Below are 22,482 nucleotides of genomic sequence, written 5' to 3' on the forward strand. Positions count from 1 at the left end.
TGCCGTGGGCCGAGGCCGGGCTCGCGCTGTGGGAGGGCACCCCCGACGGTGCCGACGACCCCGACGACCCCGTCGCCGCGCTGCGCACCGAACGCGCCCCCGCCCGCGCGGCGCTCGCCCGCGCACGAGCGCTCGCGCTCGCCCGGCTCGGACGCCACGCGCAGGCGGCGGGACCCCTGGCCGCGGCCGCCACGGTGCACCCGCGCGACGAGGAGGTGCTCGCCGAACTGCTGCGCGCGGAGGCGGCGACGGCGGGGCCGTCGGCGGCGCTGATGCGGTACGAGGCGTACCGCCGTGAGCTGCGCGACGAGCTCGGTACGGATCCGGGCGCCGGGCTCAGGGCCGTACAGCAGGAGCTGCTGCGCGGCGAGGCGTCGGTGGTCCGGCACGGCGTCCCGCACGAGTCGAACCCGCTCCTCGGCCGCGACGAGGACATCGCGGCGGTGGAGCGGCTGCTGCGCGCCTCCCGCGCCGTGACCGTCGTCGGCCCCGGCGGCCTGGGCAAGACCCGGCTCGCGCACGCCGTCAGCCGTCGGGCCGAGCAGCGCGTGGTGTTCTTCGTGCCGCTCGCCGCGGTCACGGCGGACGCGGACGTGGCCGCGGAGGTGGCCTCCGCGCTCGGCGCGGGGGACGGGCGGCCCGGCGCCGTGACCGGATCCGCCGCGGCCGACCCCCTGGCCGGCATCCGCGGGGTGCTCGGCTCCGGGCCCGCGCTGCTGGTCCTCGACAACTGCGAGCAGGTCGTCCGGGGCGCCGCCGACCTCGTACAGGCCCTGGTCGCGTCCTCGGGGGAGCTGCGGGTGCTCGCCACCAGCCGGGCTCCGCTCGACCTCACGTCGGAGGCGGTGTACGCGCTGCCGGAGCTCGGCCTCGACACCTCCATCGAACTGTTCACCCAGCGGGCCCGGGCCGCCCGCCGCGACGTGCGGCTGCCGCCGGACGCGGTGGCCGAGTTGTGCCGCCACCTCGACGGGCTGCCGCTCGCCGTGGAGCTGGCCGCGGCGCGGGTGCGGGTCCTGTCGGTGCCGGAGATCGCCCGCCGCCTCGGCGACCGCTTCGCCCTGCTGCGCGGCGGGGCGCGGGACGCGCCGGAGCGCCACCGCACGCTGCACGCGGTCGTGGAGTGGAGCTGGAACCTCCTCGCGGACGACGCCAGGGTGGCACTGCGCACGCTGTCCGTCTTCCCCGGCGGCTTCACCGGGCGGGCGGCGGAGCAGGTCCTCGGCGCGGACGCGCTGCTCCTCCTCGAGCAGTTGGCCGGACAGTCGCTGATCACGGTCGCCGACACCCCGGCCGGCGTGCGGTTCCGGATGCTGGAGACCGTCAGGGAGTTCAGCGCGGCCAGGCGTACGGAGTCGGGCGAGGAGGACGAGGCCTTCGGTCGACTCCTCGCGTGGGCGCGGGATTTCGGGGTCGCGCACCACGACGCGCTCTTCGGCTCGGATTCGTCGGCCGCCTGGGAGCGGATCAAGGCCGAACAGGACAACCTCGTACTGGCCCTGCGCCACGCCCTGGCCCGTGAGGACGACCCCGCGATCGCCGCCCTGGCCGCCGTCCTCGCCAGTCTGTGGTCCACTGGCACCAACTTCCCCCGTCTCGCCGCCCTCGCCGCGGACACCGGGCCGCCGCTGTCGCACTACCGCCCGGAGCCCGCGTTCGTGGAAGTCGCCCGCACTGCCGCGGTGTTGGGCACAGTGACCGTGTTCATGGGCCCCGGCCCGCGCGCCGTACGCCAGCTCGTCACCCTGCGGCGGCTGCCTCCGGCACCGCCGGACACCCTGATGCGCGCCACCGCGGTCGTGCTGAGCGCCGTCCCCGACATCCGGCCACCCGACTACGACGTGCTGCGCGCGCTCTGCGACAGCGAGCAGCCGCTGCTGTCCGGTATCGCCGAGTGCCTCGCCTGCTACGTCTGGGAGTTCGAGCACGACATCGACCGCGCGCTCGCCTCGGCCCGCCGGACGGTCGCCGCACTCGCGCCGGTCGACAATCCGTCCGTGCAGCTCATGGTGCATTCGCGGCTGAGCGAGCTGTGCTTGCGGACGGGTCGGGGCGAGGAGGCGTACGAGCAGCTCACGGCGGCCCTCACCGTGCTGCCGCGGCTCGGCGACGGGCACGACTACATCGGCCTGCGCTCGCTCCTCGTCCTGGCCTGCCTGCAGCGCGGCGACACGGACGAGGCCGAGTACTGGCTGCGGCAGGCGGAGAGCGACACCGTGCCGCAGCAGGACGACTTCTACCGGCCCGACCGCGGCGGGCGCGCCGAGATCGCGCTCGCGCGCGGACTGACGGAGGTCGGCCTCGGCCTGTGGCGCGGCACCGTGGAGCGCATGCTCGCGGCCGGCCCGACGCCCGGCGACGGTGCCCGGCTCGACCCGTGGGCGTACCTGATCCAGTCGGTGGCGGTGACGGCGCACGCGCACGCCGGCCGACTCGGACCGGTCGCGGAGGTGATCGACCGGCTGCGGCAGCACTTGCGGACCCTGCTCCGCGACCCGGCCGGCTCCCCGTCCGAGCTCCCCCTGTTCGGCACGGTGCTGCACGCCCTCGGCCTGGCGGGGCTCGCGTCCGGGGACACCGGTGCCGTGCGGATGGTCGCGCTGGCCGAACGGCTGGGTGTGCTGCGCGAGTTCCAGCCGACGATGTCGGCGGACCGCGCCCGCGAGGCGGCCGGGACCGCCGACGGGGCGGCGTACGCCGACGCGGTGTCGGAGTACGCCGCCCTGGGGCGGGACGAGTTGCGGGAGGCGGCCCGCGCGGTCATGGCGGTTACTTCGGGTCGCGGTTGAACGACGCCGTCGACCAGCGGTAGCCCAGCGCGGTCAGGCCGACGCACCAGCCGATCGCGATCCACCCGTTGTTTCCGATCTCGGTGCCGAGCAGCAGACCGCGCAGGGTTTCGATGGCGGGGGTGAACGGCTGGTACTCCGCGATCGGCTGGAACCAGCCGGGCATCGTGTCGGCCGGGATGAACGCGCTGGAGATGAGGGGCAGGAGGATCAGCGGCTGGGCGCTGTTGGCGGCCGCCTCGGCGTTCGGGCTGGCCATGCCCATCCCGACCGCGATCCAGGTGAGCCCCAGGGAGAACAGCGCGAGCAGCCCGAACGCCGCCAGCCACTCCACCGCCGTGGCGTCGGTGGACCGGAAACCGATCGCGACGGCGACGCCGCCGACGAGGACCACACTCGCGATGCACTGCAGCAGGCTTCCGGCGACGTGCCCGATGAGGATCGACCCGCGGTGGATCGCCAGCGTGCGGAAGCGGGCGATGATGCCCTCGTTCATGTCGGTGGAGACGGAGACCGCGGTCCCGATCACGGTGCCGCCGATGGTCATCATCAAGATGCCCGGGACGAGGTAGGCGACGTAGTCGGAGCGGTCGGCGCCGCCGATGCCCGCGCTCATCACGTCTCCGAAGATGTAGACGAAGAGCAGCAGCAGCATGATCGGGGTGAGCAGCAGGTTCAGGGTGAGGGAGGGGTAGCGCCGGGCGTGCAGCAGGTTGCGGCGCAGCATGGTGTGCGAGTCGCGTACGGCGAGGGAAAGGGAGCTCATCGGGTCGCCTCCGTGGGCTGGTCGGGAACGGTGGTGCCGCCGGTCAGGGCGAAGAACACGTCGTCGAGGTCGGGGGTGTGCACGGTGAGTTCGTCGGCCTCGATGCCGGTCGCGTCGAGCCAGTCGAGGATGGAGCGCAGTTCGCGCTGGCTGCCGCCGCTGGGGACGGTCAGGGACAGCGCCTCGTCGTCCCGGGTGACCTCGCGCAGGGCGACGGCGGCGGACTGGTACGCGGCCGGGTCGGTGAAGCGGAGCCGGACGTGCCCGCCGGGGATGAGCCGCTTGAGCTCCTCCGCGGTGCCCTCGGCGGCGATCTTCCCGTCGTGGAGCACGGCGATGCGGTCGGCGAGCTCGTCGGCCTCGTTCAGGTACTGGGTGGTGAGGAAGACGGTGACGCCGCCGGAGACCAGCTCGCGGATGATCTGCCACATGTTGTGGCGGCTGCGCGGGTCCAGGCCGGTGGTCGGCTCGTCGAGGAAGATGATCCGCGGGTCGCCGACCAGGGTCATGGCGAGGTCGAGGCGGCGCTTCATGCCGCCGGAGTAGGTGGAGGCGGGTTTTTTCGCCGCCTCGGTGAGGTCGAACCGCTCCAGGAGCTCGGCGGCGCTGCGACGGCCCTCGCTCCGGGAGAGGTGGTGCAGGTCGGCCATGAGGAGCATGTTCTCCTCGCCGGTGATCAGGCCGTCCACGGCGGAGAACTGCCCGGTGACACCGATCGCGGCCCGCACGGCCTGCGGGTCGGTGCCCAGGTCGTGGCCGCCGACGTGCAGCTCACCGGCGTCGGCGGTGATGAGGGTGGACAGGATCTTGACGGCGGTGGTCTTGCCCGCGCCGTTCGGCCCGAGCAGCGAGAACACGGTGCCGGACGGCACGGCCAGGTCGATGCCGTCGAGGACGGTCTTGTCCCCGTAGGCCTTGCGCAGCCCCTTGGCCGCGATGGCGGGAGAGCGCGATGTCGTTGTCGTCATGCCGCAGAGACTGCGGCAGGGCGCACTCAACGCGCTTTCACGCCGGTTTCAGCGCCCTGAAACCGGAGGCCGCCCCGGGTCGCGCGCCCCTTGCGCGATGGCTCACTGAGGGTATTGAATGTTCAGTAAGTTCTGAATATTAAAAACTGAGGAGTGGTGGTGGATCAGGAATCCAAGCGGGAGTACGCCGAGGAGTTCGGCCTGCTCTATTCCACCTTGGGTATGCCGCCCGCCTACGGGAAGCTCCTGGGCTGGCTGATGATCTGCGATCCGCCGCACCAGACCAGCGCCGAGTTGGCCGAGGCGCTCCAGCTGTCCAAGGGCTCGGTGTCCACCGGTATGCGCATGCTGGAGGGCGCCAAGCTCGCGCGGAGGGTGACACGTCCGGGGCAGCGTGGGCACGCCTACGAGGTGCTGCCCGATGCTCTGATCACCGCGACCATGAACGGCAGAACCGTCTGGGCCGCTCTCAGCGTTCTGATGGCCAGGGGCGTGGAGCTGATCGGCGACGAGGACGCGCCGGAAGCGGGGCGGGTGCGCATCGCGCGGGACTTCTTCACCTTCATCGCCGAGCGAGTGCCCGACCTCATCGAGGAATTCAAGCGGGACAACGGCTTGTGAGGGAGCGGGAAGAATGATGTGGCGATGACAGGCACCGCTGTCGAAGCAACCGCGCTGGTCAAACGGTACGGGACCGCCCGAACGGGCAAGACCGCGCTGGCCGGCCTCGACCTCACCGTGGAACGTGGCGAGGTGTTCGGCTTCCTCGGGCCCAACGGTGCCGGGAAGACGACCTTCATCCGCCTCCTGCTCGATCTCATCCGGCCGACGTCCGGGAGGGTCCGCGTCCTGGACGCCGATCCGCGGGACAACGCGGAGGTGCGCCGCCGCATCGGCTATCTCGCCGGGGACTTCCGGATCGACGGCCGGCAGACCGGACGCGAGGCGCTGACCTACCTCGGCGACCTGCGCGGCGGCATCCCCGCCGCGCGGATCACGGAGCTCGCCGAGCGCCTCGACCTCGACCTGACACGCCGGATCAGCACCCTGTCGAAGGGCAACCGGCAGAAGGTCGGCGTCGTCCAGGCGTTCATGCACGCCCCGGAGCTGCTCGTCCTCGACGAGCCGACCAGCGGCCTCGACCCCTTCCTGCAGCAGCGGTTCGTCGAGATGGTGCAGGAGGCCGGTGCCAACGGGCAGACCGTCTTCATGTCCTCGCACGTGATGAGCGAGGTGCAGCAGACCTGCCAACGCGTCGGCATCATCCGCGAGGGCGAGCTGATCACCGTGGCGGACGTAGGGAAGCTGCGCCAGTCGGCACACCGCAAGGTCACGATCACCTTCGCCGGGAATGTCGACGCCGCGGTCTTCGAGGCGCTGCCCGAACTGCGGAACACCGCCGTCACCGAGACGCCCGAGGGCGGGAGCGTACTGCGCGCGATCCTGACCGGCAGCCCGGACGCGCTCGTGAAGGCCGCGGCCCGGTACGAGGCGACCAGTCTGCTGGCCGAGGAGCCGGAACTGGAGGAGATCTTCTTCACCTTCTACCAGCATGCCTCCACCGGGAACGGAACGAAGGGTCTCGCGCCATGAGCGTCACCGTCTTTCGCAAGCACCTGTCGGACAACCGCCGCGGCTTCCTGGGCTGGGCGCTGGCGATCACCGCGATCGCGGCCATGTACTCGGCGATGTGGCCGGTCATGGGGCGGAACTCGAGCCTGGCCACCGCGATCGACTCGTTCCCCCCAGCCATGCGCGACGCGTTCCACATGCAGGACTACGGAACCGCGGCGGGCTACTTCGGCTCGACGGTCTTCGGGCTGCTCGTCCCGATCCTGCTCGCCGTCTTCGCTGTCGCGGCCGGAGCGAAGGCGATCGCCGGCGACGAGGAGGCCGGCCTGCTGGACCTGGTGCTGGCGCACCCCGTCCGCCGCATCCGGCTGGCGACGTCCCGCTGGCTCGCCGTGCTGACCGCGATCGCGCTGGTCGGCGTAGTGCTGCTGCTCGTGGAACTCGCCATCCGCGTGCCGGCGGACTTCGACGCGATCAGCATGGCGAACCTGGCCGCCATGACCTTCCAACTCGTCCTGTTCGGTTGCTGTTTCGCCTCGATCGCGTTCGGCATCGGCGCCGGCACCGGGCGTCGGGCGTACGCGATCGTCGGCGGCGCCTACGTGACGGTCGCCGCGTATCTGTGCGACTCGTTCGTCCCGCAGATCAAGGGTCTGCACTGGGTCCAGAACTTCTCGCCCTTCTACTGGTACCTGGGAGGCGATCCGCTGAAGAACGGGATCCAGTGGACGCACTGCGCGCTGCTCATCGGACTCGGCCTCTGCTTCGCCGCCATCGGAATCCGGGGCTTCCACCGACGGGACCTGGCCCAGGGCAACTGACACCACCCGCGGCGTCAAGGCCCAGGGGCTTGCGGGTCGCCCACCTCGTCGTCGATCGTCGTGGTCATGGGGATTCTGATGACCGGTCTGATCTCGCTGGCCGGTGTGAACATCGTGCTGGGTGTGAGGCGGCTGTGGCGGCGGTCGCTGGAGGCTCGGATGGTTCGGCAGGCGCGGGCCTGGCCGGGGCTCGACGTCTATCACGCGGATCTGCTGAGCGCCGCCGAACCGTTGTGCTCGGCCAAGTACCAGCCCGGGCAACTGCAGAGGAACTCCTACCGTGCGGCCGACGTGGCCGTCCGACTGATGCGTCAGGACGGCATACTGCGCCGGGACGGTCTGGAGTTGGCCGACAACGCGGCTGAGCCCGCCCACCCGGTCACCGCGGCCGCGTTCCGCGCCATCAGCCGCTACCAGGCTGTCGGCATTCAGCCAAGTCAAGGCGACATCGGCCGCGACGACGCACTACGGGGCGCCGTCGGCGCCCACCTGAACACACTCTTCCGCCACGCGCCGGCCACCCGCCGTCACGTGGACACCGCGACCAATACCGTGGGCCTGTGGTCCTACGCCCTCGGCGCGGCGGCTCCTGCCGTGCACGCCTTCCTCCTGATGCGTCGCTCCGCCCCCGCCGACCCCGACGTCACGGAGGGATCCTTCGTACTGGCCTCCCTCGTCTTCGTGGCGGCCCTGATCGTGATCACCGCCCAGGCGGGCAACACCTGGCACCCGCTGGAATATCCAGCGGTGCCCAGCGGCCTCAGGGAGCTGGCCCCATCGGGCGAAGACTCCCTTGGCCCTGTCGACGCCGCCGGGGCGGGCGACGATGCCGGAGGGATAGCCGCCGGTGGGTGAAGCGCCTCTGCCGGGCGACGGTCAGCGCTTGATGCGTCCGCGTACGGCGAGCGCGGCCAGGGACTGCCGTGGAGCGAGGGGTCCGGAGTACGAGTGGTGAGGCTGACGGGGAAAGGTACACGAGGGAGCCGGATGGGCGGTGACCGCGGCAGGGGCGGAGATGACCGCGTGACTGAGGCTCACCGCCGCGTACCGCAGCCGCATCGTCATCGTCGCGTCCCATCGGGCCTCCGTACGCACACCCCGTCAGCCGGGTTGCACCGGTGTCTGATCAGCTGGAGCAGCGTCCCCACGGCTTCGCGGGATTCGCTCACGTTGTACAGCGCCATCGCCAGGAACGTCTGCAGGGCCGCGTCACCCGGGTACTCCTCCAGGCCGCGACGCAACGTCGCCAGGGATGAGGCGTAGTCGCCCAGTACCCGGTGGGTGCTGCCCAGCCCCAGGAAGGCGCCGTGACGGTCCTCCGCCGACAGCCCCGATCCGCTCAAGACGCGTTCGTAGAAGGGAACGGCCGCACGCTCCAAGCCCAGGACATCGTGCGCCCACGCCGCCTGGTACGCGATAGCAGCCTCTTGTGGATACCGATCCGACAGACTCCGCAGCTGCTCGCACGCCTGCCGAGTCCCGGTCTCGCGCAGCCGCACCGCCTCCGACAGGGCCGTATCACGTTGCTCGTCCATGCCGACGCACGCTGCCACGGCGCCCTCCCGGACCGCAACTCCCGCTCCCGGCCCGCGCCCAGCGCCGGGACGAGCCGCGAACCGGTCTGCGCGCGGGGGGCCCGCGGGCCCGCCCCTAGACTGTCCGCAGGTCCGCCGATCCGGTTCAGTGGAGCGCCCGATCAGGGAGACAGCACAGGTGAAGCGTCCGACGATGACGGACATCGCGCGCCGCGCAGGAGTGACGAAAGGGGCGGTGTCGTTCGCCCTCAACGGCAAGCGTGGGGTCTCCGAGCACACCCGCAAGCGCGTGCTCGCCATCGCCGAGGAGTTGGGCTGGCAGCCGAACAGTGCGGCGCGAGCGCTGTCCGACGGCCGGGCGGGCTCCTACGGCCTGGTCGTGGACCGTCCGGCGCGCATCTTGGGCATCGAGCCGTTCTTCATGTCGCTGATCTCCGGTATGCAGACCGAGCTGTCGGGCAAGGGCGTGGCGCTGCTGTTCACGGTCGCCGAGGACGCCGCCGCACAGATCGCCACCCACCGTGAGTGGTGGGCCCGCCGCCGGGTGGACGGCGTCTTCCTGGTGGACGTGCGCTTCGACGATCCGCGCATCGCGGACCTGGAGGAACTCGGGCTGCCTGCCGTGGTGATCGGCCCGCCGGCCGGCTCCGGGGGCCTGCCCGCGGTGTGGAGCGACGAGGGCAGCGCCGTACGCCTCGCGCTGTCCCACTTCGCCGAGCTCGGGCACCGCAACGTGGCGCGCGTCGCCGGCCCGGCCGGCTTCGTGCACACCCAGCTTCGCGGCGACGCCTTCCGGACGGTCGCCGCCGAACTGGGACTGCGCACCACGACCATCGAAGCCGACTACACCGGCGAGCAGGGCGCCGCCGCCACCCGCGAGCTGCTGGAGCGCCCCGACCGGCCCACCGCCGTGCTGTACGACAACGACGTCATGGCCGTCTCCGGCCTCAGCGCCGCCCACCACCTCGGTGTCCGCGTGCCGGAGGAGATCTCCATGGTGGCCTGGGACGACTCCGCGCTGTGCGAGCTGATCCGGCCCGGTCTGACGGCGCTGCGCCGCGACATCGCCGACTACGGCGCGCGCGCCGCGCGGCTGCTGGGCGAGGTGGTCGCGGGCAACGAGGTCGAGGACCTCCAAGTGGCCGAGATGTCCCTGGTCGAGCGCGGCAGCACTGCGGCTGCCCCGTCGGACGGGTAGCCGCGGCACGCCGGAACAGCCGCTGTCCATGCCGCGATTTTGCCGACCGGTGGCAGGGCCCGCCACCGGATATCCGCAGTCAGTGGTGGGTAGCCAGGATGTCTCGTATCCGCTCGGCGGGGTGCGGTGGCGACACCGGTCTCCGAGTGCCCGGTCCGCGGGGCCGCCGGGTGCGGCGCTCGGGCCGCCAGGTGGCGACCAGCGCCCCCGCGAGCAGGAGTTCCGCGATGTCACCGCCGTAGTACATGATCTCCGCGCCCCGCTGGACCTGGTCGATGGGGGCGTGGATGTCGACGAAGTACCCCCCGTACATGGCTTGCGCGATCAGCGCGTGCGCGGCGATCGCGAAGCCCAGGTACACCAGACGGGTGCGTACGCCCGGCCGGGCGGGTGCGGGGTCGGGGCCGGCGATGACGTAGGCGAACAGGCACCCGGACGCCAGGAAGTGCGCCTGCATGAGCCAGTGCCCGGTGGGGTGGTCCATGGCGGTGTTGTACAGCGGGGTGCAGTACAGCAGCCCCAGGGTGCCGGTGCTCAACAGCAGAGCGACGGCGGGGTGGGACAGCATCCGGGCGGGCAGACTGCGCAGCGCGGATGTGATCCGCCTGCCCCCGGCGGGCGGCAAGGTGCGCAGCAGGAGAGTGACCGGCGCGGCCAGTACCAGGGCCGGCGGCGCGTACATGCCGATGAGCATGTGCTGGGCCATGTGCCCGCGGAAGTCGGTGTGTGCCGACGACCCCAGCGGGGGCAGCAGTGCGACGCCGAGCAGGCCCAGCCCGGTGAGGAACGACGCCGTCCGTCGGCCGCTCCAGCCCCGGGCGGGGTTGCGGCGCCGGGCCCGGCGCACGGCGAGGAGGTAGGCGCTCGCCGCGACGAGCAGGAGCAGCACGGTGAGTACTGCTCCCAGTAGGCCGCCACCGGAGACGTGGTGGTGCGTGGGCTGCATGCCGCCCATCAGGCGTGGCCTTCGGTCCGCCCGGCGGTGCGTTCGGCGGTGCGAGGCGCCGCGTGGCCGGCCTCGGGATCGAAGGGCCGGCCGCCGCGCTGCAGCAGGTGGCCGCCGATCAGGAGCAGGGCGCCCAGGACGAGGAAGCCGGTGTCCCACCATGCCTGATGGGGGCCGCCGTGGACGTGGTGGATGCCCAGGACCTGGTGGTCCAGAATGCCCTCGACCACATTGAAGATGCCCCAGCCGCCCAGGATCCAGCCCCACAGTTTGGCCGAGGTCCACACGGCCCGACGGTTGTGCGTGACCCGGGCGTACAGGATGGCCAGGCCCAGCAGGACGGCGACCCAGCACACGGCGTGGAAGACGCCGTCCCACACGGTGTTCATCTCCAGCCCGGAGACCGTGTTCGGGTCGTAGTACTTCACCCCGACGCGGTCCTGGTCGGTGCTCGTGAGCATGTGGTGCCACTGCAGGAGCTGGTGCAGCAGGATGCCGTCGACGAACCCGCCCAGCCCCACTCCGAGGATGATCCCCGGCAGTCGCAGAGCGTTCGGTGCCGCCGTAGCCGCGAGGGCTGTGCCCGTCGTGCTGGCCATCACCTGTTCTCCGTCCCGTCGATGTGCGCGTACCTTCCGCACCACCCTTCCCGCCCGATCCGCCTCGAACACCCGCTCGTGCGGTACTTGCACCGTTTCGAGCCACCTTCGGACCCTGCCCCCCGCCCGTGGTGGTGGCCCGAAAGACGTGGCCGGATCCGGGCATGCCGCCGCCCTCCGCGACGAACCCCGCGTATGCGCGGCCAGGAGGGCGGCCCCGGCGTAGCCGCAGGTGCGCCGGGGTAACCGCCACCGCAGTAGACGATCAAGAGGATGTGGTGTTGTGGGCGGGTGGCCGTTGTGGGCCCTGGTGGTCGTGTTCGTGGCGGCGGCGGGGGTGATCTGGGTCGCGGGCGTCCAACTGTCCGACACGGTGGACGTCCTTGATCAGCGGCTCCATCTGGGCGCCGCCCTGGGCGGCACCGTTCTGCTGGCCATCGCGACCAACCTGCCGGAGATCGCCATCACCTGCTCGGCGGCTCTCAGCGGCAACGTCGGGGTGGCGGTGGGCAACATTCTGGGCGGCATCGCCATCCAGACCGTGGTGCTGGTCGCCCTGGACTCGTTCGGTGTCCGTGCGCGCCGGCCCCTGACATTCCAGGCGGCCAGCCTGGTCCTGGTCCTGGAGGCCCTGCTGGTGATCGCCGTTCTTACGGTGACGGTCATGGGTTCCCAACTACCGTCCCACGTGTACGCGCTGCGGATGACTCCGGCCTCGGCGTTGATCGCCCTCTTGTGGCTGACGGGCGTGTGGTTGGTCGGGCGGGCCGGCCGGAGCCTGCCGTGGAAGGACTCGGGACGTGCCCCCGACGGCCAGCAAGCACCCCGTGGGCACGCCCAGAAGCAGAAGGAAACCGCCGCGACCCGGCGCAACGTCTCCACGGCCCGGGCCGCGACGATCTTCGGCGCCGCGGCGGCGGCCACCCTGGTCGCGGGGGTCGTCCTGGAACGCAGCGGTGATCAGATCGCCGGACACATCGGGCTCAGCGGGGTTCTCTTCGGCGCCACCGTACTGGCCGCCGCCACCTCGCTTCCCGAGCTCTCCACCGGCCTGACCAGCGTCAAACTGGGCGACTACGAACTGGCGATGAGCGACATCTTCGGCGGCAACGCCTTCCTGCCCATCCTCTTCGTTCTCGCCGACCTCCTGTCCGGTCAGGCGGTGCTGCCGCAGGCGCAGCATTCCGACATCTACCTCACCGGCCTCGGGGCCCTTCTCACCGCCGTCTACGCGGTCGGCCTGATCTTCCGACCACAACGCCGTATCGGCCGTATGGGTGTCGACTCCCTCGTCGTCCTGAGTCTCTACGCCGCCGGCATCACAGGCCTCATCGCTCTCGCCTGAGCCCTTGCGGATGCGGCGGGTCCGGCTGGACGGGGGGCGTCTCATCCCGGTATGCGGTGCCGCGCCGGCCGGGGTGCCGTTCATGGAAAACGTTGCGTTGCAGGGGGCGGCGGCCGGGATGGCGCCGTTCCTCCGCCGGGTAGCCGACGGACATCAGCAGGGCGATGGCCAGGTCGTCGCGGTCCTCGATCCCGATCACCTGCTTCACCCTGTCCTCGTCCCAGCCGTTCATCGGGGACGTCGCCAGGCCCAGCTCCGTCGCCGCGAGCATCACGAAGGACGCGGCGATCATCGCGTCCTTGACCGCGTACTCACGGAGCAGACCGCGCTGGTCGAGGTCCTCCTGGAACGCTGTTGACGCTGCGGAGAACATGGCGATGAACTCGTCGCTCCATGCCTGGGCGCGGCGGGCCCGGTCGTAGATGTCGCTGTGGTCGTCGCGCCAGGCCTGGGGCTCGGCGACGAAGACCAGCACGACCGGGGCTTCCTGCGGCTGGGGCTGGCCGCCGGTGGCCCATGCCAGCCCTTTGCGGCCTTCGTCGCTCGTCACCGCGACGATCGAACGGTCCTGCAGGTTCCAGCTGGTGGGCGCTTCGACTGCGAGTTCGAGCAGCATGGAGAGGGACGCGCTGGGGATGGGATCGGGCCGATAGTGGCGCACGGTACGGCGGTTGCGGATCGCCTCCGCGACGGAGAGCGGGTGATTCGTCATGGCACCACGGTGTACCCGACCATCCCGCCCCGGGTCGAGTACACCCTGACCACGCTGGGCCAGAGCCTGGCGGAACCGATCACAGCGCTCCGGCAGTGGACGGAGACCCACATCAACGAGATCGAACGCGCCCGTGCCCGTGTGACCCCCAGCCCCTCAGCCGGGTGATCTGCGGTTCGCCCGATCCTGGAGCGGCACCGGCGACTTGCGTCGCCACCGGCTGCCTGTGTCAGAGCCCTTCGGTACGGTCGGCGCATGAGAGCTACGGCAATTTTCACCGTCAAGGCGTTCGTCCCGACCGACCTGAAGTCCGAGCCATCCGTCGCCACCGCGCTGCCGGTAGGTGTCGCGACCATGGAGAAGCACTTCGAGGGAGAGGCCGCAGGCCGCTCGGCGACCCTGTTCACCGCCGCGTTCGACCAAGCCACCGGCGTCGGCACGTATGTGGCCATGGAGTCGTTCGAGGGCTCATTGAACGGGAAGGAGGGCTCCTTCAACTTCGTGCACTCAGCGACTACCTCCGGCAGCGACCGCACCGCGGAGTTCTTCACGATCGTGCCCTCCAGCGGAACGGGCGACCTGGTGGGAATCTCCGGCGCCGGAGGCATGGCCGTCGACGCGGACGGCACGCATCGCATGTGGTTCGACTACCAACTCGGCTGAGCGGCTCAGCGGCTGACTGCGGGTCGGAGTTGCGCGAGATGCGTCCAGCGAGCCGCTTCAGTCCGTGGCGGAGGTCTCGAGGATGTGGTGGATGGCGTGTCGGGCGTTGGCGGAGATGATCGGGTTGGTTGTCCGGTAGTACGGCAGTTGGATGACCGCCATCGACAACGCCCAGCCTCGGCTGCGGGACCAGGTCGCGTCGTCGACGTCCACTGCCTCGCGGTACACCCGTCGCGCCGAGGCGGGCAGGAGGTTCCAGGCCGGGATGAGGTCGGTGGCGGGTTCGCCCATGCCCACCGTGCCGAAGTCGATGACCGCCGAGACGCGGTCGCCGGTGAGCAGCAGGTTGCTCGGCATGAGGTCGGAGTGCGTCCAACAGGCCGGGCCGGTCCAGGGCGGTGCCTTGAGCGACTCCTCCCAGGCCGCGGTGATCTCGTCGGCGTCGAAGGGTTCGTCGGTGCGGCGCAGGGCCTCGATCGCCTCCCGCATCTCCGGGTCCTCGGCGATCAGGGGCGCGCCCCGGTGCGCGGGCGGACCGCCGGCAAGGCCGATCCTGCGGATGGCGACCGCGAACTCCGCGAGGTCGCGGGCGACGAACTCGGCTTCGGCCAGGGCGCCTTCGACCGGGTTGCGGCCCTCGATCCACCGGTGCACGGCCCAGGCCAGGGGGTATCCCTCACCAGGGACTCCCGTTGCTGCCACTTCGGGAATCGGCAGTGGCAGCAGCGGCGCGAGCCGGGGGAGCAGCCAGGCCTCCATCGCGATGGCCGCGGCGCCATCGGGGAGCAGCGGTAGCCGGACGGTCAGGTCCTCGCCGAGCCGGTAGATCGCGTTGACCGTACCTCCCGACGCGAGTCGGGTGATCGGCAGGTCCGCCCACCGGGGGAACTGGGCGCGGAGCAGCCGTCGGACCAGGTTGGTGTCGGTCTCCGCCTCGTCCGCGTGCATCGTGGCCATGTCCCCACCCGCTCTCTCGGTTCCTGCCGTGATCGTCGCATGGCCGGGCGAAGCCGTACGGATTACGTGAGCTCTGCGATGGCGGTCGTGAGCCAGGCTTTCTCGGCGGTGCCCGTCGCTCGGGCGACGGTGAGCATGCCGCGCCGGAAGATGTCGTCTGCTTCCTCCGCCCGTACCGGTTTGCCGTCGGTGTAGAAGAAGCTGGCGGGCTGCTGGAGGAAGTCCAGGCGGCGTTGCAGGACGGCGGCCTGGGCCGCCGGGTCTTTCAAGTGGCGCAGGAAGGCGAGGAAGGTGTTGAAGCGGGTGGAGTCGGTGATCTCGACCGGCTTGGGATCGCGGAGGCGTGCGCGGAGACGGGCGCGGCCGGCGGGGGTCAGGGAGAGGACGCGGCGGGGGGCGGCGCCCGCACCCGGTTCGGTGTGCTGTTCGAGGAGGTTCGCCGCGGTGAGGCGGTTGATGGCCGGATAGAGCGCGCCGTCGCTGACCGGGCGGACGTGGCCGCTCAGCGCGGCGATGCGCTCCTTGAGTTCGTAGCCGTGCAGAGGCTCCTCGTGGAGGAAGCCCAGGATGGTCAGTTCCAGCACTGTCGCGTCCCGTCCTTGCCGTGTCACGTCCTGCCATGGTACCTCTAATCGAGCTACCTCGAATCGAGGTATTCATGGAACGGGGGAGGGACATGAAGCGCGGTCGGTTGGTTTCGCTCGCCGTCCCGGTGTACTTCGAGCTGCTGGCCGGGGTCGTCGCGGGAATCATGGACGTGCTGTGGGTGGCCCGCCTCGGCGGGGCGGCGGTGGCGGCCGTAGCGGTCGCGACCAATGTGGAGAACGTGCTGCTCGGCGTGATCATGATGGCGGCGTCCGGGACGACGGTGCTGGTCGCGCACGCGGTGGGAGCCCGGGATCCGGGCGCGGTGCGCTCCGCGGTGCGTGGCGGCTGGGCGCTGTTCGCCCTGATCACACCCGCGGTCGCGATCGGCGGCTGGTGGTTCAGGGAGCCGGTCGCCCGACTGGTGCTCGGTGGCCACGACGGGCACGTGCTGAGCCTGACCGTCGGATACTTCGCAATCTCACTGCCGGGTGTCGCGGTCTTCTTCGCGCAGAATGTCCTCGATGGCATCCTGAAGGGGGTCGGCGACACCCGCATCCCCATGCGGTTGAGTTTCCTGGGCAACGGCCTGATCCTGGTGCTCGATCCGCTGCTCATCCACGGCCTGCTCGGCCTGCCACAACTGGGGATCCGCGGCGCCGCCCTGGCCACCGTCATCGGCCGGGTCGTCGCGCTGGCCGTGGGAGTCGCGGCACTGCGGCGCAACCGGCTGCTACGGGAGGCCGTACACGCGGATCCGGTCCATGGCACGGTCGCAGCGCTGCGCCGTACCGCGGCCACCGGACTGCCGATGTCGGGCGACTTCCTGGTCAGGATGGCGGGTTCGCTGGCGATGATCTCGATCGTCGCGCGGCTCGGGGTGAGTTCGGTGGCCGCCTACGGGATCGCTACGAAGGCGATGTACGTGGCGACGATGTCGTTCTACGCGGTGCGCCAGGCCGCCTCGATCCTCACCGCGCACGCGCTGGGCGGCGGGCGCGATCAGCGGGTCGCGATCGGGCGGCAGTCCGTGCTGACGGGCGGTGCACTGGGTGCGGGCGCGGCGCTGGTGTTGCTCGTGGCAGCGCCGTGGGTGATGCGGGCGTCCGGCGCGCAGGGGGAGGTGGCGGCCGCCGGGACGCTGTTCCTGCGGTGCCTGGGGCCGTACCTGGTCCTGCTGGCGTGCCTCATCGCGCTCGGCGGTGTGTTCCAAGGCAGCGGCGGAGGCCGGCAGTTGGTGCACGTCACGCTGGCCGGGGTCGGGATCCAGTTGCCGCTCGCCTACGCCCTGTCGGGGCTGGGGCTGCCCGGAGTGTGCCTGGCCATGGGACTGAGCGCCGCGCTCCAGTGCGCGGCGGTGGCGGGGCTGTTCCTGCGGGTGACGCGTCAAAGGGAGGCGAGCGCGGGAGCGCGGATGGCCGCGATGCGCTGACCGGGGCGGACGGGTGACGGCGGACGGGGGCGTCCGGAAGCGGCGGAGACGGGTCCACCGCCGTGTCGGGAGCGGCCGGCGAGCGCGCGGTCAGAACCAGTGCAGGCAGTGCGGGGAGCGGTCGGCGCGGAAGAGGGCGTCGGCGAGGGCGGCTGCGCCCGGGCGGTGGGCCCGGACGTGTCCGGCACGCACGAGCGTGCTCGGGGCGGTGCCGCCGAGATAGATCGAGCCCAGGTCGCTCACGTCCAGGGACAGGTCGGGCTCGCGGTCCGTCGGGACGCAGAGGGCCTTGCTGTCGCTGACGGTCAGCAGATAGCGGCCCTGCCCACCGAGGAACGGGTCATCGACGTCGAGGACGAGCTCGCCGTCCGTGAACCAGCCGCGGGCGGTCAGCGCACGCGGGATGTCCAGCAGCCGCACCCAGAGCCAGTCGGTGTCGCCGCTCACCTGCCCGGCGCGGAAGTCCGCGAGCTGCCAGCGCAACGGGTGTTCGGGCGGGAAGTGCTTGAACACGACCTGAGTGACCAGGTCGTGTCCGAGCACGAAACGGGCCAGGGCCGTGGATGCGGCGTCGTCGGTGGCGATGGTCTCGTCGACCGTCAGGGTGTCGGCCTCGCCGAGCGAGTAGCTGGCGTACCCGTCCGGGACGCCGTCGGCGTCCCGGTGGACGGCGACATGGCGCGGCGCCGGCGAGAGGGGAGGCTGCCCCGCGCGCGAGGCCCACCAGCGGTGCGGCCGGGACAGCGCGCCGGGCTGTGCGCGCCGGTACCGGTCGTAGACCTCCTCCAGGATCTCGCCGCACTCGGCACGGCGCAGCAGCTCGATCGAGCCGGTGTCCGAGCCGGCAGGTGGGCGTTCGTCTGCCGTTCCCCGCGCCCGGGGGAGGGCGAGGGCGGCCCGGTGGCGCGGCACCGTCAGCTTCTGCGTGTAGGTCGCCGGTCCGTAGCCGAACCTGCGGTAGATCAGGGCCTCGGAGGCCAGCAGTACGGAGAGGAACTCCCCGCGGGCCCGGAGCTCGGTGAGCTGATGCCGCATCATCGAGCCGAGCACGCCCTGGCGTCGGTGCGTGGGCAGGACACCGACGGCGGTCACCCCTGCGGTCGGCACCAGGTTCTCACCGGGCAGGGTGAGCTCGAAGGAGTACGCGGCGGCGGTGCCGACCGGGCGCCCGTCCGCCGTCAGGGCGAGCAGGCCGCGGTCCATTTCGAGCGCCGACCACCAGAGCCCGCCCTCCTCGGTCGGGGTCTCCGGGAAGCGGCCGAACGCGGCATGGAGGGTGTGGACGAAGACGCCGAGGTCGTCGTCGGTCGTGGAACGGATCTCCATCGCTGCCGCTGCCTTCCTCGGAATTCGGCACCACGACGCGATGCCCCGCCACAGTGCAGCGTTGACCTGTGGCCGGGTCAAGCGAATTACGGCTGGGTCCGCGCCCGCCGGCTGGGCCCGCGCCCGCCGCCTGCGCGGGTCAAGCGCGGTTCACATTCCGCTGTCCTCGGCGAGGGTGTGGGCGACGAGGGCGTTGGCGTGGCCGTGGCCCAGACCGTGCTCGGTCTTGAGCCACGCGACGAGCTCCATGTGCTTGCTCAGGGGCGAGGAGCGGATCAGGTCTTTCCACTCGGCGATCGGCCGGCCGTGCTTCGCCTCGATCGAGGGGAAGTAGCTGGCGGGGCCCTTCGCGGGTTCGGTCATGTTGCCGGGTTCCGTCCGTTCGCGGTTGATGATCGTCCATTGTCTCCGCGCGGACGGTGATGGCAAGAGGGGGGCGGCTACCGCTGCGTCGATGGCGATCGGCACGACGCGGGCCGGGAAACGCGTTCGGCCCCCTCCGCGAGGAGGGGGCCGAACTGTCACGCGGTCAGTGGTCGCTGTCGCCCGAGTGCTCGCTCACCATCATGAACTCGCCGTGCGCCCGCGTGATGCCGTACGGGCCCCCACGGTTGGCGTACGAGGCCGCCGCGCTGCTCGCCTCTCCGGCGTAGTCACGCTTGTCGTGGCCGCCCACGTAGCTGCTCCCGTGCGCGAACCCGGCGTGCGCGTAGGTGATGCCGAACGGGCCGCCGCGGTTCGCGTACGAGAAGTTCCCGCTGGCGGTCTCGCGGCCGGCGCTGTCTCCGTTGTCGTGGCCATGCGCGGAGGCGGTGCCTGAGGCCAGGAAAGTGGCGGCGGCGATGCCGGCCAGCGTGAGGGCAATGCGACGGGTGTTCATATCTCTCCTTGTGTGAATGGGGGGGGCTCGCTTCCACCATCACCCGCGCCCGCGGACCACCTCGCGGCGACCCGCCCACCTGTCATTCGAATGGATGTCGGCAGGGGTCGTCCTGCGTGGGCGGACCGCCCGCTTCGCCGCGCCCTCGGGGATCGGCTCAGCAGGCAGGCATTGCCGCCGGGTGGTCACGGCGTGGGCGGTGTGCCGGGGTCGGGGGTGGCGTTCCAGGCTTCGGGCAGGCCGGCGTGGATGGTGAAGATGCGCGCGGCACCCGTGATCGAGAGCAGGCGCAGCATCTGCTGGGACGGTGCGACGAGGATCAGATCGCCGCCGGCTTCCTGGGCGCGGCGGCGTAGGCGAATGAGGGCGTTGAGGCCGGAGGAGTCGCAGAAGGTGATGCCCGTCAGGTCCATGATCACGGTGGGGTGGCTGCCGAGGACGTCTTCCACCGTGGGGTAGAGGACGGGGGCGGTGTGCAGGTCCAGGTCGCCGGCGAGTGAGAAGGCGGCTGTCTGCCCGCGGGTGCCGGCGGTGTCGACGCGCAGCGTGGTGGTCATGACTGGCTGCTTTCGGGATCGAGGGGGGCGTGGTCGCGGGACGGGAGTCCTGTCAGGACGGCCGCCGGGTGCGTGTTGTCCAGGGCGGGACCGAGCCATTCGCACATCAGGATGGTGGCGTCGTCCTGGAGATGCCCGTCGTGGTAGTCGAGGACGGCCCGGATGAGGCGGCGCAGGGTTTCGGGGACCGGCAGGCCCTCGGCCTCTCCACGGATGAGGAAGTCGGTGAAGCGTTCGAGGCCGAAGACGCTTTTGTCGGGGCGGCGGGCTTCGGTGATGCCGTCGGTGTAGAGCACGATGCGGTCACCCGGTTCCAGCTGTTCGCGGCAGACGGTGCTGGGCAGTCCGAGGTTGGTGCCCATGGGGTGGCCCGGGGGGCACTTGAGGTGACGGCTCCACTGCTTGCCGCGGATGATGATCGGCGGGTGATGGCCGCGGTTGACCCAGTCCAGCTCGCCGGTGCGGGTGTCGAGAGTGGCGAGGATGCCAGTGACGTAGCGTCGCTCGTCGTACTGCGCCATCAGAGCGGTCTCCATCGCGTCGCCCTTGGCGACCAGATCGGCGCCCTGCCGGCGGGAGTTGCGGCAGGCCCCCAGGGCCAGGGCCGCGCACAGACCGGCGGCCGTGTCATGGCCCATGGCGTCGCAGAGCGTCAGATGGACCAGGGGACCGTCGATGGCGTACTCGTAGACATCGCCGCTCACCGCGTAGGCCGGCTCCAGCGACGCGGCGATCACCACACGTCCGTCGGCGTACGTGCGCGGCGGCATCAGGTTCCACGCCATCTCGGCGCCCAGGGTCAGGGGCTCCGTCCGCGTCAGCCGGGCGAGCGTGTCGCTGGAGACCCGCTTGGCGCTGATCATCAGTGCCAGAAGGGCGGCGAGGCGGTCGACGTCCTCGCGGGCGCGGGCGTCGTCGTGGGCGGAGCGCACGCGCAGCAGCCCCAGGCGCTCGGTGCCGTCCACCAAGGGCACCCACCAGTCGCCGCGACCCCTCTGCGGTGTGGCGGGCGTCAGGCGCCCGTACTGGTAGGCACGCCCGGGCGCCGTGCCCTCGATGCGAATGTCCCTTTCGGTGTCCGGAGGGGGCCCGCCGGGGCCGGTCAGCAGGTGCAGCTCCTGGCGGCCCAGATCGGCGACGTAGATGAGCACGCCAGTGAGACCCGCGGCCCGGGAGTAGTCGCCGACCCTGTCCGGCAAGGCGTCGAGGGGCATCAGGTGGCTGGCGTTCAGCAGACCGGCAAGCATCGCCCGTCCGCCCGCCTCGCGGTCCACGTCCACGCCCGCTCCTCCTCGCCCGTCCACCCCCTCTCCCTCTGGTACCCGGGATGCCGCACCGCATCACAGGGGTGCGGTCGGCAGCGGGGGCGCCCGTCGGCTCAGGCCTGGTCGCGCCCGGGTGTATTAATTCGCACAAATATTCGAACATATGCGAGACTGCTCGACATGAGACGCGAATTTCCGCTCGATCTCCTCCAGGCCCAGCGCGACTGGTACACCACCTACCGACTCCTGGCCGAAGCCCGTGGCACGCAGATCGCCGCGCTGCGCCAACGGCTGCAGCGGCTGTCGGTCCGCATCGCCGCGCATCCGCACTGGACGACGCTGCTCGACGGTCCCGCGGCACGTATGGAGCTCAAGCAGCAGGCCTGGTGCGCTGCCGCGGCCGGCAGCGCACCCTCGGCGGGCGGCACACCGTAGACGGTGGGTCGTCGCGCTGTCGCGCGGGGCAGTCGCGCCGCGTCAGTCCAGGCAGAACTCGTTGCCTTCCGGGTCGGTCATCACGATGAGGCCGGCGCTCATCGGGGGAGCGGGCTCATCGCGGCGTACTCTCGTCGCCCCCAGGGCGACGAGGCGGTCGCATTCGGTCTCCAGCGCCGCCATCCGTCCCTCGCCCTGCAGACCGGGCGCCGCACGGATGTCGAGGTGGACGCGGTTCTTGGCGATCTTGTCCTCCGGCACCTGCTGGAAGAACACCCGTGGGCCGTGGCCGTCCGGGTCCTCGATGGCCGATCTCGAGTTGCGCTGCTCCTCCGGCACGCCGATCCGCGCGAGGAAGTCGTCCCAGGCGGCCAGGGGGTCGGCGCCCTCCGGCAGGTCGACGCCGGGCGGCCCGGGATGGACGTAGCCCAGTACCTCGAGCCAGAAGGAGGACAGCGCCCGCGGATCGTGGGCGTCGAAGGTGACCTGAAGATGACGGCTCATCGTGTTGCTCCGTTGGTAGCGGGATTCGCGTGCGGATAGAGGTCGCGCAGCAGACACACCTCCGACAGATGGTGGATCAGCTCGCGGTGGATGTGCAGCACCAGATCCGCCATGGTCGCCTCCGGGAAGGGCTCCTTCGGGCCGGCCGGGACCCGCAGTCCAGCCTCGCCGAGGCCGCGCACCCCGGCCAGCCAGACGTCCAGCTGGGTCTCGAGCTGGTCCAGTGCGGTGGCCGCGCCGCCGGCGTACTCCCAGCTCTCGTACGACGCCTCCGGCGCTCCGAAGTGCGCCGCGTTGCGCGCGGCGAGCAGGCCGACGATGACGTGGCCGAGCCGCCAGGCGATCGTGGTGAAGACGGCCGGAACCGGCTGCGGGAAGGCGAAGTCGATGGTGAAGTCCCCGGAGCCGGCCTGCACGGGCGCCGTCGAGCTGCCGCGCGGCCGCACACTCCAGGCGTCCGGCACCGGAGACCAGAAGTACTCGTCGTCGCTGAGCCCGGCCAGCCGGGCCCGGAGCTGATGGTTCCAGTGGACCTCCCACTGCTCGCGCAGCGTCCGGTTCATGTCGAGTTCGATTGCGTCCATGACGTCACCCTGACATCACAGGCGGACAGGATCGGTCCGCTAT

26 protein-coding genes are annotated in these 22,482 nt (G+C 71.3%); 11 read left to right on the plus strand and 15 right to left on the minus strand.

Annotated elements, in window-relative coordinates; translation table 11 throughout:
- Positions 1 to 2,789: ATP-binding protein (locus O3X23_RS35225; RefSeq protein ID WP_269276692.1), on the plus strand; the 2,789-nt coding region annotated here is incomplete at its 5' end.
- Here O3X23_RS35225 and O3X23_RS35230 read toward each other — a convergent pair.
- Positions 2,770 to 3,555, minus strand: coding sequence for an ABC transporter permease (locus O3X23_RS35230; RefSeq protein WP_269276693.1), 786 nt, complete (start codon positions 3,553 to 3,555; stop codon positions 2,770 to 2,772). The genes O3X23_RS35225 and O3X23_RS35230 overlap by 20 nt on opposite strands.
- A complete protein-coding gene (locus O3X23_RS35235) occupies positions 3,552 to 4,523 on the minus strand; it encodes an ATP-binding cassette domain-containing protein (RefSeq protein WP_269276694.1) in 972 nt (323 codons plus the stop codon). The genes O3X23_RS35230 and O3X23_RS35235 overlap by 4 nt, the downstream gene beginning before the upstream one ends.
- A 159-nt stretch (positions 4,524 to 4,682) precedes the next feature.
- Here O3X23_RS35235 and O3X23_RS35240 point away from each other — a divergent pair, with 159 nt between their 5' ends.
- The 4 genes from O3X23_RS35240 (at position 4,683) to O3X23_RS35255 (ending at position 7,771) form a co-directional block, all read left to right on the plus strand.
- Positions 4,683 to 5,144 carry a GbsR/MarR family transcriptional regulator gene (locus tag O3X23_RS35240; RefSeq protein ID WP_269276695.1) on the plus strand — a complete coding sequence of 154 codons (462 nt, stop codon included), beginning with the start codon at positions 4,683 to 4,685 and terminating at the stop codon, positions 5,142 to 5,144.
- Between the two features lie 24 nt (positions 5,145 to 5,168).
- On the plus strand, positions 5,169 to 6,116 hold the full coding sequence (locus O3X23_RS35245; protein WP_269276696.1) for an ABC transporter ATP-binding protein: 948 nt from the start codon (positions 5,169 to 5,171) through the stop codon (positions 6,114 to 6,116).
- Complete coding sequence (locus O3X23_RS35250) at positions 6,113 to 6,916, plus strand: ABC transporter permease subunit (protein ID WP_269276697.1); 804 nt, start codon at positions 6,113 to 6,115, stop codon at positions 6,914 to 6,916. Before O3X23_RS35245 ends, O3X23_RS35250 begins: the two co-directional genes overlap by 4 nt.
- 66 nt (positions 6,917 to 6,982) lie before the next feature.
- Positions 6,983 to 7,771: a hypothetical protein gene (locus O3X23_RS35255; protein WP_269276698.1), complete on the plus strand. Its 789-nt coding sequence runs from the start codon at positions 6,983 to 6,985 to the stop codon at positions 7,769 to 7,771.
- Positions 7,772 to 7,977: 206 nt separating this feature from the next.
- Here the strand turns inward: O3X23_RS35255 and O3X23_RS35260 are convergent, their stop codons facing one another.
- On the minus strand, positions 7,978 to 8,451 hold the full coding sequence (locus tag O3X23_RS35260) for a tetratricopeptide repeat protein (RefSeq protein ID WP_269276699.1): 474 nt from the start codon (positions 8,449 to 8,451) through the stop codon (positions 7,978 to 7,980).
- 193 nt (positions 8,452 to 8,644) lie between these two features.
- On the opposite strand from O3X23_RS35260, the gene O3X23_RS35265 reads away from it, so the two are divergent.
- Positions 8,645 to 9,649, plus strand: a complete 1,005-nt coding sequence (locus O3X23_RS35265) for a LacI family DNA-binding transcriptional regulator (RefSeq protein WP_269276700.1) — start codon at positions 8,645 to 8,647, stop codon at positions 9,647 to 9,649.
- Positions 9,650 to 9,728: 79 nt separating this feature from the next.
- Here O3X23_RS35265 and O3X23_RS35270 read toward each other — a convergent pair whose 3' ends face one another.
- A complete protein-coding gene (locus O3X23_RS35270) occupies positions 9,729 to 10,604 on the minus strand; it encodes a cytochrome c oxidase assembly protein (protein ID WP_331283984.1) in 876 nt (291 codons plus the stop codon).
- Complete coding sequence (locus O3X23_RS35275; protein WP_269276702.1) at positions 10,604 to 11,194, minus strand: DUF2243 domain-containing protein; 591 nt, start codon at positions 11,192 to 11,194, stop codon at positions 10,604 to 10,606. Before O3X23_RS35275 ends, O3X23_RS35270 begins: the two co-directional genes overlap by 1 nt.
- Positions 11,195 to 11,477: 283 nt before the next feature.
- Here O3X23_RS35275 and O3X23_RS35280 point away from each other — a divergent pair, with 283 nt between their 5' ends.
- Complete coding sequence (locus O3X23_RS35280) at positions 11,478 to 12,539, plus strand: sodium:calcium antiporter (protein ID WP_269276703.1); 1,062 nt, start codon at positions 11,478 to 11,480, stop codon at positions 12,537 to 12,539.
- Here O3X23_RS35280 and O3X23_RS35285 read toward each other — a convergent pair.
- A complete protein-coding gene (locus tag O3X23_RS35285; RefSeq protein WP_269276704.1) occupies positions 12,523 to 13,251 on the minus strand; it encodes a nitroreductase family protein in 729 nt (242 codons plus the stop codon). The genes O3X23_RS35280 and O3X23_RS35285 overlap by 17 nt on opposite strands.
- Between O3X23_RS35285 and O3X23_RS35290 the strand changes: the two genes are divergently transcribed.
- Positions 13,240 to 13,419: a winged helix-turn-helix transcriptional regulator gene (locus O3X23_RS35290; RefSeq protein ID WP_269276705.1), complete on the plus strand. Its 180-nt coding sequence runs from the start codon at positions 13,240 to 13,242 to the stop codon at positions 13,417 to 13,419. The two genes, O3X23_RS35285 and O3X23_RS35290, sit on opposite strands and share 12 nt — an antisense overlap.
- A gap of 87 nt (positions 13,420 to 13,506) precedes the next feature.
- Positions 13,507 to 13,914 carry a DUF3224 domain-containing protein gene (locus O3X23_RS35295; RefSeq protein WP_269276706.1) on the plus strand — a complete coding sequence of 136 codons (408 nt, stop codon included), beginning with the start codon at positions 13,507 to 13,509 and terminating at the stop codon, positions 13,912 to 13,914.
- 57 nt (positions 13,915 to 13,971) lie between these two features.
- On the opposite strand, the gene O3X23_RS35300 is transcribed toward O3X23_RS35295, so the two are convergent.
- Both O3X23_RS35300 and O3X23_RS35305 read right to left on the minus strand, forming a co-directional pair.
- Positions 13,972 to 14,862 carry an aminoglycoside phosphotransferase family protein gene (locus O3X23_RS35300; protein ID WP_269276749.1) on the minus strand — a complete coding sequence of 297 codons (891 nt, stop codon included), beginning with the start codon at positions 14,860 to 14,862 and terminating at the stop codon, positions 13,972 to 13,974.
- Between the two features lie 71 nt (positions 14,863 to 14,933).
- On the minus strand, positions 14,934 to 15,455 hold the full coding sequence (locus O3X23_RS35305) for a PadR family transcriptional regulator (protein ID WP_269276751.1): 522 nt from the start codon (positions 15,453 to 15,455) through the stop codon (positions 14,934 to 14,936).
- Between the two features lie 92 nt (positions 15,456 to 15,547).
- On the opposite strand from O3X23_RS35305, the gene O3X23_RS35310 reads away from it, so the two are divergent.
- Complete coding sequence (locus O3X23_RS35310) at positions 15,548 to 16,888, plus strand: MATE family efflux transporter (RefSeq protein WP_269276707.1); 1,341 nt, start codon at positions 15,548 to 15,550, stop codon at positions 16,886 to 16,888.
- A gap of 90 nt (positions 16,889 to 16,978) precedes the next feature.
- On the opposite strand, the gene O3X23_RS35315 is transcribed toward O3X23_RS35310, so the two are convergent.
- The 5 genes from O3X23_RS35315 to O3X23_RS35335 form a co-directional block, all read right to left on the minus strand.
- Complete coding sequence (locus tag O3X23_RS35315) at positions 16,979 to 18,214, minus strand: GNAT family N-acetyltransferase (protein ID WP_269276708.1); 1,236 nt, start codon at positions 18,212 to 18,214, stop codon at positions 16,979 to 16,981.
- 150 nt (positions 18,215 to 18,364) lie between these two features.
- Complete coding sequence (locus O3X23_RS35320; RefSeq protein WP_269276709.1) at positions 18,365 to 18,577, minus strand: DUF4287 domain-containing protein; 213 nt, start codon at positions 18,575 to 18,577, stop codon at positions 18,365 to 18,367.
- 166 nt (positions 18,578 to 18,743) lie between these two features.
- Positions 18,744 to 19,094 (minus strand): hypothetical protein, encoded by a 351-nt coding sequence (locus tag O3X23_RS35325; RefSeq protein WP_269276710.1) that lies wholly within the window; start codon positions 19,092 to 19,094, stop codon positions 18,744 to 18,746.
- Between the two features lie 185 nt (positions 19,095 to 19,279).
- Positions 19,280 to 19,651, minus strand: coding sequence for an STAS domain-containing protein (locus O3X23_RS35330; protein WP_269276711.1), 372 nt, complete (start codon positions 19,649 to 19,651; stop codon positions 19,280 to 19,282).
- On the minus strand, positions 19,648 to 20,898 hold the full coding sequence (locus O3X23_RS35335; protein ID WP_269276752.1) for a PP2C family protein-serine/threonine phosphatase: 1,251 nt from the start codon (positions 20,896 to 20,898) through the stop codon (positions 19,648 to 19,650). Before O3X23_RS35335 ends, O3X23_RS35330 begins: the two co-directional genes overlap by 4 nt.
- Before the next feature lie 198 nt (positions 20,899 to 21,096).
- Between O3X23_RS35335 and O3X23_RS35340 the strand changes: the two genes are divergently transcribed.
- Positions 21,097 to 21,351, plus strand: a complete 255-nt coding sequence (locus O3X23_RS35340; RefSeq protein ID WP_269276712.1) for a hypothetical protein — start codon at positions 21,097 to 21,099, stop codon at positions 21,349 to 21,351.
- A 42-nt stretch (positions 21,352 to 21,393) separates the two neighbouring features.
- Here O3X23_RS35340 and O3X23_RS35345 read toward each other — a convergent pair whose 3' ends face one another.
- A complete protein-coding gene (locus O3X23_RS35345) occupies positions 21,394 to 21,855 on the minus strand; it encodes a VOC family protein (RefSeq protein ID WP_269276713.1) in 462 nt (153 codons plus the stop codon).
- On the minus strand, positions 21,852 to 22,439 hold the full coding sequence (locus O3X23_RS35350; RefSeq protein WP_269276714.1) for a DinB family protein: 588 nt from the start codon (positions 22,437 to 22,439) through the stop codon (positions 21,852 to 21,854). The genes O3X23_RS35345 and O3X23_RS35350 overlap by 4 nt, the downstream gene beginning before the upstream one ends.
- Positions 22,440 to 22,482: the final 43 nt, after the last annotated feature.

Origin of the sequence: Streptomyces sp. H39-S7 (assembly GCF_027158205.1) — a bacterium.
Classification (GTDB): Bacteria; Actinomycetota; Actinomycetes; order Streptomycetales; family Streptomycetaceae; genus Actinacidiphila.